The 15,314-nt window shown below is 72.6% G+C and carries 10 protein-coding genes; all 10 read left to right on the top strand.

Going from position 1 to position 15,314, the window contains the following annotated elements; all coding sequences use genetic code 11:
* Positions 1–54: 54 nt before the first annotated feature.
* The 10 genes from nrtL (at position 55) to rpmE (ending at position 15,253) form a co-directional block, all read left to right on the top strand.
* A complete protein-coding gene (gene nrtL / locus ACGFMP_RS32700) occupies positions 55–1,053 on the top strand; it encodes an ArgS-related anticodon-binding protein NrtL (RefSeq protein WP_393677092.1) in 999 nt (332 codons plus the stop codon).
* A gap of 31 nt (positions 1,054–1,084) precedes the next feature.
* On the top strand, positions 1,085–2,476 hold the full coding sequence (lysA, locus tag ACGFMP_RS32705; protein ID WP_393677094.1) for a diaminopimelate decarboxylase: 1,392 nt from the start codon (positions 1,085–1,087) through the stop codon (positions 2,474–2,476).
* A 268-nt stretch (positions 2,477–2,744) separates the two neighbouring features.
* Positions 2,745–4,076, top strand: a complete 1,332-nt coding sequence (locus tag ACGFMP_RS32710) for a homoserine dehydrogenase (RefSeq protein ID WP_393677095.1) — start codon at positions 2,745–2,747, stop codon at positions 4,074–4,076.
* A 7-nt stretch (positions 4,077–4,083) separates the two neighbouring features.
* The gene (gene thrC / locus ACGFMP_RS32715) at positions 4,084–5,175 is read left to right on the top strand and encodes a threonine synthase (protein ID WP_393677097.1); all 1,092 of its coding nucleotides are present in this window, start codon (positions 4,084–4,086) and stop codon (positions 5,173–5,175) included.
* A gap of 556 nt (positions 5,176–5,731) precedes the next feature.
* Entirely contained in the window at positions 5,732–6,655 is a 924-nt protein-coding gene (thrB, locus tag ACGFMP_RS32720; protein ID WP_393677099.1) for a homoserine kinase, read from the top strand.
* 359 nt (positions 6,656–7,014) lie between these two features.
* On the top strand, positions 7,015–9,027 hold the full coding sequence (gene rho, locus ACGFMP_RS32725; RefSeq protein WP_393677100.1) for a transcription termination factor Rho: 2,013 nt from the start codon (positions 7,015–7,017) through the stop codon (positions 9,025–9,027).
* A 344-nt stretch (positions 9,028–9,371) separates the two neighbouring features.
* Positions 9,372–11,162 carry a trypsin-like serine protease gene (locus ACGFMP_RS32730; protein ID WP_393677101.1) on the top strand — a complete coding sequence of 597 codons (1,791 nt, stop codon included), beginning with the start codon at positions 9,372–9,374 and terminating at the stop codon, positions 11,160–11,162.
* Positions 11,163–11,812: 650 nt separating this feature from the next.
* Positions 11,813–13,624 carry a trypsin-like serine protease gene (locus ACGFMP_RS32735; protein WP_393677103.1) on the top strand — a complete coding sequence of 604 codons (1,812 nt, stop codon included), beginning with the start codon at positions 11,813–11,815 and terminating at the stop codon, positions 13,622–13,624.
* A gap of 122 nt (positions 13,625–13,746) precedes the next feature.
* The gene (locus tag ACGFMP_RS32740; protein ID WP_393677105.1) at positions 13,747–14,871 is read left to right on the top strand and encodes an LCP family protein; all 1,125 of its coding nucleotides are present in this window, start codon (positions 13,747–13,749) and stop codon (positions 14,869–14,871) included.
* 157 nt (positions 14,872–15,028) lie between these two features.
* Positions 15,029–15,253 (top strand): 50S ribosomal protein L31, encoded by a 225-nt coding sequence (gene rpmE, locus ACGFMP_RS32745; protein ID WP_393677106.1) that lies wholly within the window; start codon positions 15,029–15,031, stop codon positions 15,251–15,253.
* Positions 15,254–15,314 lie beyond the last annotated feature (61 nt).

Here is a 15,314-nt window from a genome sequence, read left to right on the forward strand (position 1 = left end):
GGCGGGGGAAAACCCGGTCGCCGGAGGGACCCCCTTCTCGCCTACGCTTTCCCCGTGACCCCCGCCGAACTGTCGTGGACCGTGCTGAGCACGGTCCGCCGTGCCGTGGCGGCGGACGAGCTGCGGGTCGCGGTGCCGGAGAAGGTGGTGGTCCAGCGGCCGCCGCGGCCCGGGTGCGGGGACTACGCGACCAACGTGGCCATGCAGCTCGCGGGACAGGCCGGGCGGACCGCCCGGGAGGTCGCCGAGATCCTCGCGGTGCGGCTCGCGAAGGAGCCGGGCATCGCGCAGGTCGAGATCGCCGGCACCGGCTTCCTGAACATCACGCTCAGCGCGCGGGCGTACGCCGACGTCGTCCGGCAGGTGCGTGAGCAGGGGGCGGACTACGGGCGCGGTGACGGGCTCGCGGGCGAGACCGTCACGGTGGTGCCCGAGCCGCCGCACGCCCCGCGCGCCGCGCTCGTCGCCGAGGTCGTCAACGGGCTGCTCAGGGCCGCGGGCGCCGAGACCGCGGCCGGCGGCCGCCTGGAGGGTCTCAGTGCGGCGGAGCCCGCCCAGGACCCCGGCGCCCGGGGCCTCGGCCCCGACGCCACCCGGTGGTCCCTGCTCCGGCCGCCCGCCGAGGACACGCCCCGCCCGGGTCCCGCCCTGCTGGACCAGCGGGAGGCGAACCCGCTCTTCCGGGTCCGCTACGCCAACGCCCGTACCCGCGCGCTGTTGCGCAACGCCCATGACCTGGGTGTTCGCGTGGAGGCCGCGGCCCGTGACCCGTACCGGCACCCCGCCGAGACGGAACTGCTCGGGCTGATCGCCGATTTCCCCCGGGTCGTCGAGACCGCCGCCCGCCGCCGCGCGCCCGATCGGCTCGCACGGCATCTGGAGCGGCTGGGCGACGCCTTCCTCCGGTTCCAGGACGAGTGCCCCGCGCTGCCGAAGGGGGACGAGAAACCCTCGGCCGTCCACGCCGCCCGGGTGCGCCTCGCCGACGCGACCGGGATCGTGCTCGCCGACGGCCTGCACCTGCTCGGCATCAGCGCACCCGACCACCTCTAACGCGACAAGAACAAGAACGAGAGAGCCAGCCGTGAGCCGATCCGCACATCCCGCAGGCCCCCGCCACGCGGACGTCCTGCCCGAGGGGCACTACGCCGCCCCGCCCGCCGACCTCAACGTGCTGGACGCGCACATCTGGTCCCGCACCGTCACCCGCAACGCGGACGGCGCCGTCCAGGTCGGCGGGATCGACGTACGGGACCTGGCCGCCGAGTTCGGCACCCCCGCCTACGTGCTCGACGAGGCGGACTTCCGGGCCCGCTGCCGGGCGTGGCGGGCGGCCTTCGGGCCCGACGCCGACGTCTTCTACGCGGGCAAGGCGTTCCTGTCCCGCGCCGTGGTGCGCTGGCTGCACGAGGAGGGGCTGAACCTCGACGTGTGCTCGGGCACCGAACTGGCCGTCGCGCTCGACGCCGGCATGCCCGCGGAGCGGATCGCGATGCACGGCAACAACAAGAGCGCCGCCGAGATCGACCGGGCGGTCGGTGCCGGTGTCGGCCGGATCGTGCTGGACTCCTTCCAGGAGATCGTCAGGGTCGCGGCCGCGGCGGAGCGGCACGGGCGGCGGCAGCCGGTGCAGATCCGGGTGACGGTCGGCGTCGAGGCGCACACCCACGAGTTCATCGCGACCGCGCACGAGGACCAGAAGTTCGGGCTGGCGCTGGCCGGCGGCCAGGCGGCCGAGGCGGTACGCCGGGTGCTGAAGCTGGAGAGCCTGGAGCTGATCGGCATCCACAGCCACATCGGCTCGCAGATCTTCGACATGGCGGGCTTCGAGGTGGCCGCCCGCCGCGTGGTGTCGCTGCTGGCCGAGATCCGCGACGAGCACGGGGTGCAGCTTCCCGAGATCGACCTGGGCGGCGGCCTCGGCATCGCCTACACGGCGGACGACGACCCTGCGGAGCCGTACCAGATCGCCAAGTCGCTGAACGAGATCGTCACCCGCGAGTGCGAGGCGGCGCGCCTCGACCCGCCGCGGCTGTCCGTCGAGCCGGGCCGCGCCATCGTGGGCCCGACCGCCTTCACGCTGTACGAGGTGGGTACGGTCAAGCCGCTGGAGGGCCTGCGCACGTACGTCAGCGTCGACGGCGGGATGTCGGACAACATCCGTACCGCGCTCTACGACGCCGAGTACACCGTCGCGCTGGTCTCCCGCCGCAGCGACGCGGCGCCGATGCTCAGCCGGGTGGTCGGCAAGCACTGCGAGAGCGGCGACATCGTGGTCAAGGACGCCTTCCTGCCGTCCGACCTGGCGCCCGGCGACCTGCTCGCGGTGCCGGCCACCGGGGCGTACTGCCGCTCGATGGCCAGCAACTACAACCACGTGCCGCGGCCCCCGGTGGTCTCGGTCGCGGAGGGCAAGCCGCGGGTGATCGTCCGCCGCGAGACGGAGGAGGACCTGCTCCGGCTCGACGTCGGCTGAGGGCTGCCGTCGACATGGGGACGGCGCCGTGGGCCGGGCCGGGCGGGGGGACGAGGATCTGCGGCGGGCAACCGCCGGGCGCGACGAAAAGCCGCAAGATCGCCGGGTGGACGGAAAATCTCACGGTCCGCCCGCACGGTCTCGAAATCCGGACACGGCGTGGCTTCTCCCATCCGGTGGGTGAGACTGGTTCCCTCCACGCCGTACGGGACCGGGGACCCGGAACCGTACCCACGCGACACGAGAGCTGTACGAGAGACGAGGTCGGATGATGCGTACGCGTCCGCTGAAAGTGGCGCTGCTTGGCTGCGGTGTGGTGGGCTCCGAGGTCACGCGCATCATCACGACGCAGACGGCGGACCTCGCCGCCCGGATCGGCGCGCCGATCGAGCTGGCCGGCATCGCGGTCCGCCGCCCCAACCGGGTGCGTTCAGGGGTCCCGGCCGAGCTGCTCACCACCGACGCCACCGCGCTGGTCAAGCGCGGCGACATCGACGTGGTGGTCGAGGTCATCGGCGGTATCGAGCCGGTGCGCACGCTGATCACCAGCGCCTTCGAGCACGGCGCCTCCGTGGTGTCGGCGAACAAGGCGCTGCTGGCCGCCGACGGCGCGAGCCTGCACGCCAAGGCCGTCGAGCACGGCGTCGACCTCTACTACGAGGCCGCGGTCGCCGGTGCGATCCCGCTGATCAGGCCGCTGCGCGAGTCGCTGGCAGGCGACAAGGTCAACCGGGTGCTGGGCATCGTCAACGGCACCACCAACTTCATCCTCGACAAGATGGACTCCACCGGCGCCGGCTACAGCGAGGCGCTGGACGAGGCCACCGCGCTGGGATACGCCGAGGCCGATCCCACCGCCGACGTCGAGGGCTTCGACGCCGCCGCGAAGGCAGCGATCCTGGCGGGCATCGCCTTCCACACCCGGGTCACCATCGACGACGTCCACCGCGAGGGCCTGACCGAGGTCACCGCGGCCGACATCGCCTCGGCGAAGAAGATGGGCTGCACGGTCAAGCTGCTGGCCATCTGCGAGCGCGCCCGCGACGGCCGCTCGGTCACCGCCCGAGTGCACCCGGCCATGATTCCGCTCAGCCACCCGCTGGCCTCCGTACGCGGGGCCTACAACGCCGTCTTCGTCGAGGCGGAGGCGGCGGGGCAGCTGATGTTCTACGGTCCCGGCGCCGGCGGTGCACCCACCGCCTCCGCCGTCCTCGGCGACCTGGTGGCCGCCTGCCGCAACAAACTGGCGGCGACCACCGGTGCCGGCGAGTCCGCTTACACGCAACTGCCGGTGAGCCCGATGGGGGATGTGGTCACCCGCTACCACATCAGCCTCGACGTGGCGGACAAACCGGGCGTCCTCGCGCAGGTCGCCACGGTGTTCGCCGAGCACGACGTGTCCATCGACACGGTGCGTCAGCAGGGCAGAAATCAAGGCATCGGCGACGACGCCGCCGTCGAGAAGGAGGGCGGCGAGGCCTCACTCGTCGTCGTCACCCACCGCGCGCCGGACGCCGCCCTCTCGGCGACCGTGTCCAGCCTGCGGAAACTCGACACCGTACGCGGCGTCGCCAGCATCATGCGTGTGGAAGGGGAGTAGACCCGCGATGAACGGAACAATCGACCAGCCCCGAATGTCGGGCACCCACCAGTGGCGCGGCATCATCGAGGAGTACCGCGACCGGCTCCCGGTCGGCCCGGACACCCCGGTGGTCACGCTGCTGGAGGGTGGCACCCCGCTGGTACCGGCCCAGCTGCTGTCGGAGCGGACCGGGTGCGACGTGTACCTCAAGGTCGAGGGCGCGAACCCGACCGGGTCCTTCAAGGACCGCGGTATGACCATGGCCATCTCCAAGGCCAAGGAGGACGGCGCGCAGGCCGTCATCTGCGCCTCTACCGGCAACACCTCGGCGTCCGCGGCGGCCTACGCGGTACGCGCCGGCATGGTCTGCGCGGTGCTCGTGCCGCAGGGCAAGATCGCGCTCGGGAAGATGGGCCAGGCACTGGTCCACGGCAGCCGCATCCTCCAGGTCGACGGCAATTTCGACGACTGCCTCGACCTCGCCAGGGGGCTGAGCGAGAAGTATCCGGTGGCCCTGGTCAACTCGGTGAACCCGGTGCGGATCGAGGGGCAGAAGACGGCCGCTTTCGAAATCGTCGACGCGCTCGGCGACGCGCCCGATCTGCATTTGCTGCCGGTCGGCAACGCGGGGAACATCACCGCCTACTGGCGCGGCTACCGCGAATACGCGGCGGACGGGATGGCCACCCGCAAGCCGCGGATGTGGGGCTTCCAGGCGTCGGGTTCCGCGCCGATCGTCAACGGCGCCCCGGTGCGCAGCCCGCAGACGATCGCCACGGCGATCAGGATCGGCAATCCGGCCTCCTGGCAGTTCGCGGAGGAGGCACGGGACGAGTCCGGCGGCGTCATCGAGGCGGTGACGGACCGCCAGATCCTGTCGGCCTACCGCCTGCTGGCGGCCAAGGAGGGCGTCTTCGTCGAGCCCGCCTCCGCGGCGTCCGTCGCGGGCCTGCTCAAGGCGCTCGAAGAGGGCCGGATCGACCCGGGCCAGCGCATCGTCTGCACGGTCACGGGCAACGGCCTCAAGGACCCGGACTGGGCGGTCGCGGGCGCCCCGCAGCCGCTGACGGTGCCCGTCGACGCCGACGCGGCCGCCGAGAGCCTCGGGCTCGCGTAGACCCCACGGGGGCGCGGGGCGGCGCCGGGACCTGTCGCAGCGGGCCGAAATGCCCGCTGCCGACCACCGGTCGGTGGTCCGGCCGCGACAGGCACTGCCGATCGTGGCAGGCGCCGGCCCGCGCTCCCGCCGGGTGTCTTCCGCACGTTCCCTGCGCTCCCGGCGGGTGTCTTCCGCACGTTCCCGGCGCTCCCGGCGGGTGTCTTCCGCACGTTCCCTGCGCTCTCTCGCGGGCCCGCCCGCCGAGGCGTTCGCCCCCGTGGCGGGCGCCGGTTCCCCGCGCTCCCGGGGCGTGGTGACGCCCGCCCGCGCGGGGCGGCCGGGTCCTCGCGGCCCGGCGCCGGGCGAGGGGCGCACGCGCCGGGGGCGACACGCACCAAGCGCTGTGTGTGCGCCCTATGTCGCAGGAGAACCTTCCTTCGATAAGCTGGAACCAGCGGCACCGCAGTGTGCCCCGAATCCGGCGGATGCCACCCCGCATCGCCACTCCCCGCCCCGCCGCCCGGCAATGGTGCCGCGCCCGCAGGGCGAACCGCACAAGGAGATTCGTCGAACGATGGCCGGTCCCGCGTTCCGCGCTGCCGCAGTACGAGTGCGCGTCCCCGCGACCAGCGCCAACCTCGGGCCCGGGTTCGACGCCTTCGGGCTGGCCCTGGGCCTCTACGACGACGTCGTGGTGCGGGTCGCGGACGCCGGCCTGCACGTCGACATCGCCGGCGAGGGCGCCGACACGCTGGCGCGGGACGAGAAACACCTCGTCGTACGCTCCCTGCGCACCGCCTTCGACCTGCTCGGCGGCCAGCCTCGCGGCCTCGAGGTGGTGTGCGCGAACCGCATCCCGCACGGCCGCGGCCTCGGCTCGTCGTCGGCCGCGATCTGCGCGGGCATCATCGCCGCCCGCGCGGTGACCATAGGCGGCCCGTCCGTCCTGGACGACACCGCGCTGCTCGAACTCGCCACCGAGATCGAGGGGCACCCCGACAATGTCGCGGCGTGCCTGCTCGGCGGCCTGACCGTGGCCTGGAGCGAGGGCGGCGCGGCCAGGGCGATCCGGCTCGACCCGGCGGAATCGCTGGTCCCTGTGGTCTTCGTGCCCGCCACGCCGGTGCTCACCGAGACCGCGCGCGGGCTGCTGCCGCGTACGGTCCCGCACGTGGACGCGGCCGCGAACGCGGGCCGTGCCGCGCTGCTGGTGGAGGCGCTGACCAGGCGTCCCGAGCTGCTGCTGCCGGCCACGGAGGACCGCTTGCACCAGGACTACCGGGCGCCGGCGATGCCCGAAACCCTGGCGCTGGTCAACCGGTTGCGGAACGAGGGCGTCGCCGCCGTCGTGTCGGGCGCGGGACCCACGGTCCTGGCGTTCACCGACGAGGGTGCCGCCGACAAGGTCTCCCGGATCGCGGGCGAGGGCTGGGCGGCGACCCGTCTGGCACTGGACGCGTCCGGGGCGTGTGTACTGCCGCTCGCCGGGGGGCAGTGACACGATTGCCGGTCGTGAGAGGGGGAATGTTTGTTGGATCCGGTAGTGTTAACCTCAAGCCTGCATTCGATGCCCGATGGGCGCGATGCACCGTGTCCCTTCCGTGGGACCGCTTTTCTTCCGGGAGCCTCCCACATCGCATAAGGCAGGTCCGAGCAGTCGGATTTCCGCCCGAGCGATGTTGAGCACGCTCCGGAGTTTCGGTACGAGTTCCCTCCGTGCCGAAGTCACGTATGTATTTCTGCCGCCATCAGGCGGACCACCGCCCCGGTTCTGAGCAGCGGAAACGCCCAGACCCGGACAGCACGACCGGTCGCCGAGCCAGACAGGCCGACGCCCGCTCCAGGGAAGGACCCTTCGTGAGCGACACCACCGATCTGATGGGCGTGCGCGCAGATGACACTGTCGCCTCGTCCGACGCCGCCGCGCCTGCTACCGGTGCTGCCACGGCCAGTGCGTCGCGGCGCCGCCGGACCGGGACCGGCCTGGACGGCATGGTGCTGGCCGAACTGCAGCAGCTCGCCTCAGGCCTCGGTATCAAGGGCACCGCGCGCATGCGCAAGAGCCAGCTGATCGAGACCATCAAGGAGCGCCAGGCAGGCGGCGGCGCGTCCGCGCAGGCCGCCCCCGCGGCCGCCGAGGGCGCCGTCGCGGACAAGCCCAAGCGGCGTACGACCTCGAAGGCCCGCATCGAGCAGTCCGCCGAGGAGTCGGCCCCGGCCGCGGCCGCGACGGCCACCGCGGCGCCCGAGCAGCGGCAGGAGCAGAAGCAGATCGAGATTCCCGGCCAGCCGGCCGGTGAGCAGGCCAAGGCCGCGAAGACCGAGCGGGCCGACCGGGCGGCCGAGGCCGCCGCGGACACCGCGGAGGCCAAGGGCGACGGCAAGCAGCAGGGCGGCGGGGACGACCGCCAGGACCGGCAGCGTGGCCAGCGCGGCGACCGCAGGGAGCGGCAGCGGGACCGCCAGCGCAACCGCGAGGACGGCGGCGGCGACGGCGGCAACCGGCAGGGCCGGGACCGCGGCGACCGCCAGCAGCAGGGCGGCGGCGGCCAGGGCGGTCAGGGCGGCCAGCAGCAGGGCGGCCAGGGCGGTCAGGGCGGCGGCGCGCAGGACGACGACGAGTTCGGCGACGGCCGCGGCCGGCGCAGGGGCCGCTACCGCGACCGCAGGGGCCGCGGCAGCAACCGCCGCGAGGAGTTCGGCGGCGGCGGCGAGCCGCAGGTCGCCGACGACGATGTGCTGATCCCGGTGGCGGGCATCCTCGACATCCTCGACAACTACGCCTTCATCCGCACCTCCGGCTACCTGCCGGGCCCCAACGACGTGTACGTGTCGCTGGCGCAGGTCCGCAAGAACGGGCTGCGCAAGGGCGACCACGTCACCGGCGCGGTGCGGCAGCCCAAGGACGGCGAGCGCCGCGAGAAGTTCAACGCGCTGGTCAGGCTGGACTCGGCGAACGGCATGGCGGCCGACTCCGGCCGCGGCCGTCCGGAGTTCAACAAGCTCACCCCGCTCTACCCGCAGGACCGGCTCCAGCTGGAGACCGACCCCGGCGTGCTGACCACCCGGATCATCGACCTGGTCTCGCCGATCGGCAAGGGCCAGCGCGGTCTGATCGTGGCCCCGCCGAAGACCGGCAAGACCATGATCATGCAGGCCGTGGCCAACGCGATCACCACCAACAACCCCGAGTGCCACCTGATGGTGGTGCTGGTGGACGAGCGTCCTGAAGAGGTCACCGACATGCAGCGGTCGGTGAAGGGCGAGGTCATCTCCTCGACCTTCGACCGCCCTGCCGAGGACCACACCACGGTCGCCGAGCTGGCCATCGAGCGCGCCAAGCGCCTGGTGGAGCTGGGCCACGACGTGGTCGTGCTGCTGGACTCGATCACCCGGCTCGGCCGCGCGTACAACCTGGCGGCGCCCGCCTCCGGCCGCATCCTGTCCGGTGGTGTGGACTCCACCGCGCTCTACCCGCCGAAGCGGTTCTTCGGCGCGGCGCGCAACATCGAGGACGGCGGTTCGCTGACCATCCTGGCCACCGCGCTGGTCGAGACCGGCTCGCGGATGGACGAGGTGATCTTCGAGGAGTTCAAGGGCACCGGCAACATGGAGCTCAAGCTCGACCGCAAGCTCGCCGACAAGCGGATCTTCCCCGCGGTGGACGTGGACGCGTCCGGCACCCGCAAGGAGGAGATCCTGCTCGGCGGCGAGGAGCTGGGCATCGTCTGGAAGCTGCGCCGGGTGCTGCACGCGCTCGACCAGCAGCAGGCGATCGAGCTGCTGCTGGACAAGATGAAGCAGACCAAGTCCAACGCCGAGTTCCTGATGCAGATCGCGAAGACCACGCCGGGCCAGAACAACGACTGACCCGTCACCCGCGGTATCGCGCACGGCCCCGCCCGCCGGTTCCTCCGGCGGGCGGGGCCGTTTCGCGTGCCGCTTCCGCGGCGGTCGGGCCGCTGTTCGCCCACTGTTGGGATCGTCGACACCTGAAGGGGCGCCGGAACGTCCCATACCGCTCGTACGATCTCCCAGCCGTGGGTGGGGGGGAAGCCATCTCCGGGTCCAAGCCCTCGGAGGGTGGCTCTGTCGTGCCCACCCGTGCCCTGCGGCTCCCGGTCTGCCATGCCGCCACTCCTGCGCGCGCTCTGCCGCCGTCCCGGCGAATCCGCCGGTGGCGGTGGCATGTCTCTCGACGACAGGAGTCGTGGATGTTCCCTGCTCGCAAGAGCACCGGCCACCGGCGGCGGCGTGGGCCGCTCGCCGCTGTGGTCGCGCTCGGCGCCGGTGCCGCTGGTGTGCTGTCGATGTCGCCGGCCCATGCCGGTGCCGTGCAGCCGCCGGTGTTCCATGCCGCCGCGCACCCCCAGGCGCCGGCCCCGGCCGCGCTGAAGGCCCGTATAGCCGGCGCGGTCAAGGCCGACCACGGCCGTGCCCGCGCCGAACTCGCCGCCCCGACGACCACGTCGGGCACGGGGTCCAAGGCAGGACCGAAGATCATCGGCGGTACGACGACGACGATCTCGGCCGCGCCCTGGATGGCCCAGCTCTGGTACTACGACGACAACGGCACCCCGGACGACGAAACGGACGACACCGGCTTCTTCTGCGGCGGCACCGTGGTGTCCCCGTCGAAGATCCTCACCGCCGCGCACTGCGTCCAGGGCTACGACTGGCAGCAGTACGGCGTCATCGTCACCGGCACCGACCAGCTGCCCACCACCGACGCGAACGGCGACGCGGACCTCCACGGGGGCACCGTCACCAACGTCTGGCGGCAGTGGAACAACCCGCTGTACACCACGGCCGGCTACGACAACGACGTGGCCGTGCTCACCCTGGACGGCACCGTGGACGCGCAGCCGCTGCCGCTGGCGGCCGCCGACGACACCGCCTCCTACACCGTGGGCACCGCGGCGACCGTCTACGGCTGGGGACGCACATCCTCGACCAGCGACGACCTGGCGCAGACGCTGAAGGAGGCGTCGCTGCCGATCGCCGCGGACAGCGCGTGCGGCGCGGTGTTCGGCGGTCCCTACGTGGCCGGCCACATGGTCTGCGCCGGCACTCCGGCGACCGGAAGCGACGACGGTACGACGTCGGCGTGCAACGGCGACTCCGGCGGCCCGCTGGTGGTCAACGGGCGGATCGTCGGCGTGGTGTCCTGGGGCGCCGACGGCTGCGTCGCCGCGGGCTCCTACAGCGTCTTCAGCCGGGTCAGCGCCTTCGCGGGCGGGATCGACCCCCGGCTGGACGACACCAACATCACCGGGGACGACAAGGCGGACCTGTTCGCCGTGGCCGCGTCGGACGGCGAGGGCTACGTGTACGCCTCGCAGGGCAGCTCCTTCGCACCCCGCGAGGACGCCGACAGCTTCGCCGGGCTGAACCTGGTCCGGCAGGCCGACCTGGACCGGGACGACTACCAGGACCTGCTGGTGCGCACCACCGGCGGCCAGCTCTACACGCTGCCCGGCACCGGGGATTCCGAGGTGCTGGTCGGCGGCGGCTGGAACTCGATGAAGTCCATCGTGGTGCCTGGCGACCTCAACGGCGACGGGAAGCCCGACCTGGTCGGCACCGACACCGGGGGCACCTCCTGGCTCTACCCGGGCAACGGTGCGGGCACCTTCGGCGCCCGCACCTCGATCGGGACCGGCTGGGACATCTACAGCGGCGTCGTCTACGGCAAGGGCGACCTGACTGGCGACGGCAGGCCCGACCTGGTGGCGCGGGACAGCTCCGGCACCCTGTGGCTGTACAAGGGCACCGGCAAGGGTTCCGCGGTGTGGGCGGCCCGTACGAAGATCGGCGCGGGCTGGAACATCTACAACGCCTTCGCCGCCGTCGGCGACGTGAACGGCGACGGCCACGCCGACCTGCTGGCCCGTGACACCACGGGCACGCTGTGGCTGTACAAGGGCACCGGCTCCGCCACCGCGCCGTACGCGACGCGGGTGCAGATCGGTCCCGGCTGGACCGGTTACTCGCTCTTCGGCTGAGCACGGCCGAGCAACCCGTCGTCGCCCCGTGCGGCGTCACAGGCGCCCGCGCACTCCCGCTCCCGGGGTGCGCGGGCGCCCGCGTTTCCCTGCCGGGCTCCCGGGCCCGGCCCCGTCGTGCGCCTCCTGCCGCCACGTCCGGCAGGCCCGCGCCCGGCCCCGGTCGGCACCTCCGGTCGGCACCTCCGGTCGGCACCTCCGGTCGGCACCTCCGGTCGGCACCTCCGGTCGGCACCTCCGGTCGGCACCTCCGGTCGCCACCTCCGGTCGCCACCTCCGGCCGCCACCTCCGGCAGGCCCGCGGCAGGCCCGCGGCAGGCCCGCGGCAGGCCCGCGGCAGGCCCGCGGCAGGCCCGCGGCAGGCCCGCGGCAGGCCCGCGGCAGGCCCGCGGCAGCTTCCTTTGCCCAAAGTTGCCGACCGCAAAACCCATGACTGCTGGTACGTACTCCATTGGTGGTCATATGATCACCCAGCCGCAGGTGGGGGGATTCCATCTCCGGGACGGCCCGTCACCGGGCGGCGAATCCGGCCGCAGGCGACCCGCGGCCCCCGGTCGTGTCGTGTCACCGCTCCTGTGCGTGTTCCCGTCGCCGCTCGCTGTGTATTCGCTGTGGGCGGCGGCTCGTGTTCTCGACGACAGGAGTCGTGGATGTTCCCTGCTCGCAAGGGTGCCGGCCACCGAAGGCGGCGGCGCGGTCCGGTCGCCGCCGGCGTGGCCGTGCTCGGCGCCGGTGCCGCCGGTGTGCTGCTGCTCTCGCCGGCCCACGCCGGCACCGTGCAGCCGCCGGTGTTCCACGCCGCCGCGCACCCCCAGGCGCCGGCCTCGGCCGCGCTCAGCGCCCGAATAGCCGGCGCGATCAAAACCGACCACAACAGCACCCGCGGCTCGCTCGCCGCGCCGACCGCCCCGGCCGCCGCGTCGGGCCAGGCGACCACGAAGGTCGACCCGAAGATCATCGGCGGTACGACGACGACGATCTCGGCCGCGCCCTGGATGGCCCAGCTCTGGTACTACGACGACAACGGCACCCCGGACGACGAAACGGACGACACCGGCTTCTTCTGCGGCGGCACCGTGGTGTCCCCGTCGAAGATCCTCACCGCCGCCCACTGCGTCCAGGGCTACGACTGGCAGCAGTACGGCGCCGTCGTCACCGGCACCGACCAGCTGCCCACCACGAATGCGGACGGCACGGGGAACCTCCACGGGGGCACCGGAACCCACGTCTGGCGGCAGTGGAACAACCCGTCGTACAGCTCGGTCACCTTCGACAACGACGTGGCCGTACTGACCCTCGACGGCACCGTGACCGCCAAGCCGCTGCCGCTCGCCGCGGCGGACGACACCGCCTCCTACGTCGCGGGTACCGGCGCCACCCTCTACGGATGGGGCCGCACATCCTCGACCAGCGACGACCTGGCGCAGACGCTGAAGAAGGCGTCCATGCCGATCACGTCGAACGCCGCGTGCTCCGCCGCGTGGCCCGGTGACTTCGTCGCCGGCCACATGGTCTGCGCGGGCCCGCCGTCCTCGGGTGCCGACGCAGGCACCACGTCGGCGTGCAACGGCGACTCCGGCGGCCCGCTGGTGGTCAACGGGCGGATCGCGGGCGTGGTGTCCTGGGGCGTCGACAACTGTGTCGCGAAGGGCAAGTACAGCGTCTTCAGCCGGGTCAGCACCTTCGCGGGTGCGATCGACGCCCGGCTGGACGACACCAACCTCACCGGGGACGACAAGGCGGACCTGTTCGCCATCACCCCGGCCGGTGCCGGCTACTACTACGCCTCCAAGGGCACGACCGTCGCCAACCGGGCGAGCGCCGGCGACTTCGGCGGCATCACCATGGCCCGGCAGGCCGACATGAACCGGGACGACTACCAGGACCTGCTGGTCCGCACCACCGGCGGCCAGCTGTACTTCCTGGACGGCGGCCCCACCGGCGGCCAGACCCTCATCGGGGGCGGCTGGAACGCCATGCGGGCCATCTCGGCCCCCGGTGACCTCAACGGCGACGGCTGGACCGACCTGGTGGCCACCGACACCAGCGGGAACTCCTGGCTGTACCCCGGCGACGGCACCGGCACCGTGGGGGCCCGCCGCGCGATCGGCGGCGGCTGGGGCGTCTACAGCGGCGTCGTCTACGGCAAGGGCGACCTGACCGGCGACGGCAGGCCCGACCTGGTGGCCAGGGACGGCTCCGGCGTGCTGTGGCTCCACAAGGGCACCGGCTCGGGACGCACCCCCTGGGCGGCCACCCGCACCCGGATCGGGGGCGGCTGGAGCGTCTACAACATGATCGCCACTGTCGGTGACATCACCGGCGACGGCCACGCGGACCTGGTGGCCCGCGACCGGTCGGGCGTGCTGTGGCTCTACAAGGGCACGGGTTCGGCCACGACGCCGTTCGCGTCCCGCGTGGAGATCTGCGGCGGCTGGAACATATACAACCAGCTCGGCTAGCAACACCTTCGTCACCCCGCGTGACGAAAAATCCGTCCGCGTACCCCCTGACCTGGGGGTACGCGGACGCGGTGCGTTTCCCCCGGATGCCGACCGGGGCACAGGCGGCGCACGATGGAGGAATGTCCGGTACAGGCGACCCCCAGCCGCCGGCCGGCGCCACGTCCCTCGGGGCACGGCGCCGGCGCCGCGGCCTGCGGATCACCGCGTGGGTCGCGGCCGGCGTGGTGCTGCTGGGAGCAGGCGGCGCCGGATACCTGTACTTCCGGCTCAACGGCAACATCCACAGCGTCGACATCGACTCGGCGCTCGGCGCCGACCGCCCGGTCAAGCTCGGCAACGGCTCGATGGACATCCTGGTGCTCGGTTCCGACTCCCGCTCAGGGGCCAACCGGGGCTACGGCCACGACAGCGGCACCGCCCGCTCGGACACCGCGATGATCGTGCACCTGGCCAAGGGCCACAAGAAGGCCAGCGTGGTCAGCATCCCGCGGGACACCCTGATCAACCGGCCGCTGTGCGCCAAGCCCGGCGGCGGCACCGCGCCTGCCGTCCGGCAGGCGATGTTCAACAGCGCCTACGAGGTCGGCGGCCCGGTCTGCGCGGTCAAGACGGTGGAGTCCATGACGGGCCTGCGGATGGACCACTACGTCGAGGTCGACTTCACCGGCTTCAAGGACCTGGTCAACGCACTCGGCGGGGTGCCGCTGACCACCACGGCGGCCATCAACGACAGCAAGAGCCATCTGACGCTGGCCGCCGGCACCCACACCCTCGACGGCGACCAGGCGCTCGGCCTGGTGCGCACCCGGCACGGCGTCGCGGACGGCAGCGACCTGGGGCGTATCCAGCTCCAGCAGGCGTTCCTGAAGGCGCTGATGGACCGGATCGCCGGGGTGGGGGTGCTGACCAGCCCCAGCAAGCTGTTCTCCGTCGCCGACACCGCGACCAGTGCGGTCACCACCGACACCGGGCTCGGCTCGGTCGGCAGGCTGATGGGCCTGGCGCAGTCCGTCCGCAGCCTGAAGTCCGGCCACATCCACATGGTCACCCTGCCGGTGCGCTACGACCCCGCCGACCGCAACCGGGTGCAGCCCATCGAGGCCAAGGCCGCCATGGTGTGGGCCGCGCTGCGCGCCGACAAGCCGATCCCGGCCGCCGCGGTGCAGGGCTCGGCCGCCGACCGGGTCGACGCCGGCAAGGTCGTCGGCCCCTCGGATACCCCGAGCCCGCCCGCACGCCGCTGACCTGCACAGACGCCAAATCGTACGGTTGGGGAATGATCCCGTTCCCGACCTGGTTTTGGGAGATGCGGCCAGTGCTGGCAGACTGGTCCGCTGGCCCCGGTTCACGTGACGCAAACCCGCGGAGCGACCCGGCGCCCTCCCGAACCTAGGAGCACCCTTGAAGCGCGAGATCCACCCCGAGTACTTCGAGACCCAGGTCACCTGTACCTGTGGCGCCTCGTTCACCACCCGCAGCACCGAGAAGAGCGGCCAGATCCGCGCCGAGGTGTGCTCCGAGTGCCACCCGTTCTACACGGGCAAGCAGAAGATCCTCGACACCGGCGGCCGCGTGGCCCGCTTCGAGGCCCGCTTCGGCAAGGCCGCCGGGTCCGCGAAGAAGTAGCGACCCGAAAGCGCCGGTTCCCGGTCGCCCAGCCCAGGGCGACCGGACCGGCGCTTTGTCG

Source organism: Streptomyces sp. NPDC049040, assembly GCF_043197715.1.
Classification (GTDB): Bacteria; Actinomycetota; Actinomycetes; order Streptomycetales; family Streptomycetaceae; genus Actinacidiphila.

Coding starts and splice junctions, on each gene's coding strand:
- ACGFMP_RS32710 (WP_393677095.1), top strand. CDS start 2,745: ATGATGCGTACGCGTCCGCTGAAAGTGGCGCTGCTTGGCTGCGGTGTG.
- thrC (WP_393677097.1), top strand. CDS start 4,084: ATGAACGGAACAATCGACCAGCCCCGAATGTCGGGCACCCACCAGTGG.
- thrB (WP_393677099.1), top strand. CDS start 5,732: ATGGCCGGTCCCGCGTTCCGCGCTGCCGCAGTACGAGTGCGCGTCCCC.
- ACGFMP_RS32730 (WP_393677101.1), top strand. CDS start 9,372: ATGTTCCCTGCTCGCAAGAGCACCGGCCACCGGCGGCGGCGTGGGCCG.
- ACGFMP_RS32735 (WP_393677103.1), top strand. CDS start 11,813: ATGTTCCCTGCTCGCAAGGGTGCCGGCCACCGAAGGCGGCGGCGCGGT.
- ACGFMP_RS32740 (WP_393677105.1), top strand. CDS start 13,747: ATGTCCGGTACAGGCGACCCCCAGCCGCCGGCCGGCGCCACGTCCCTC.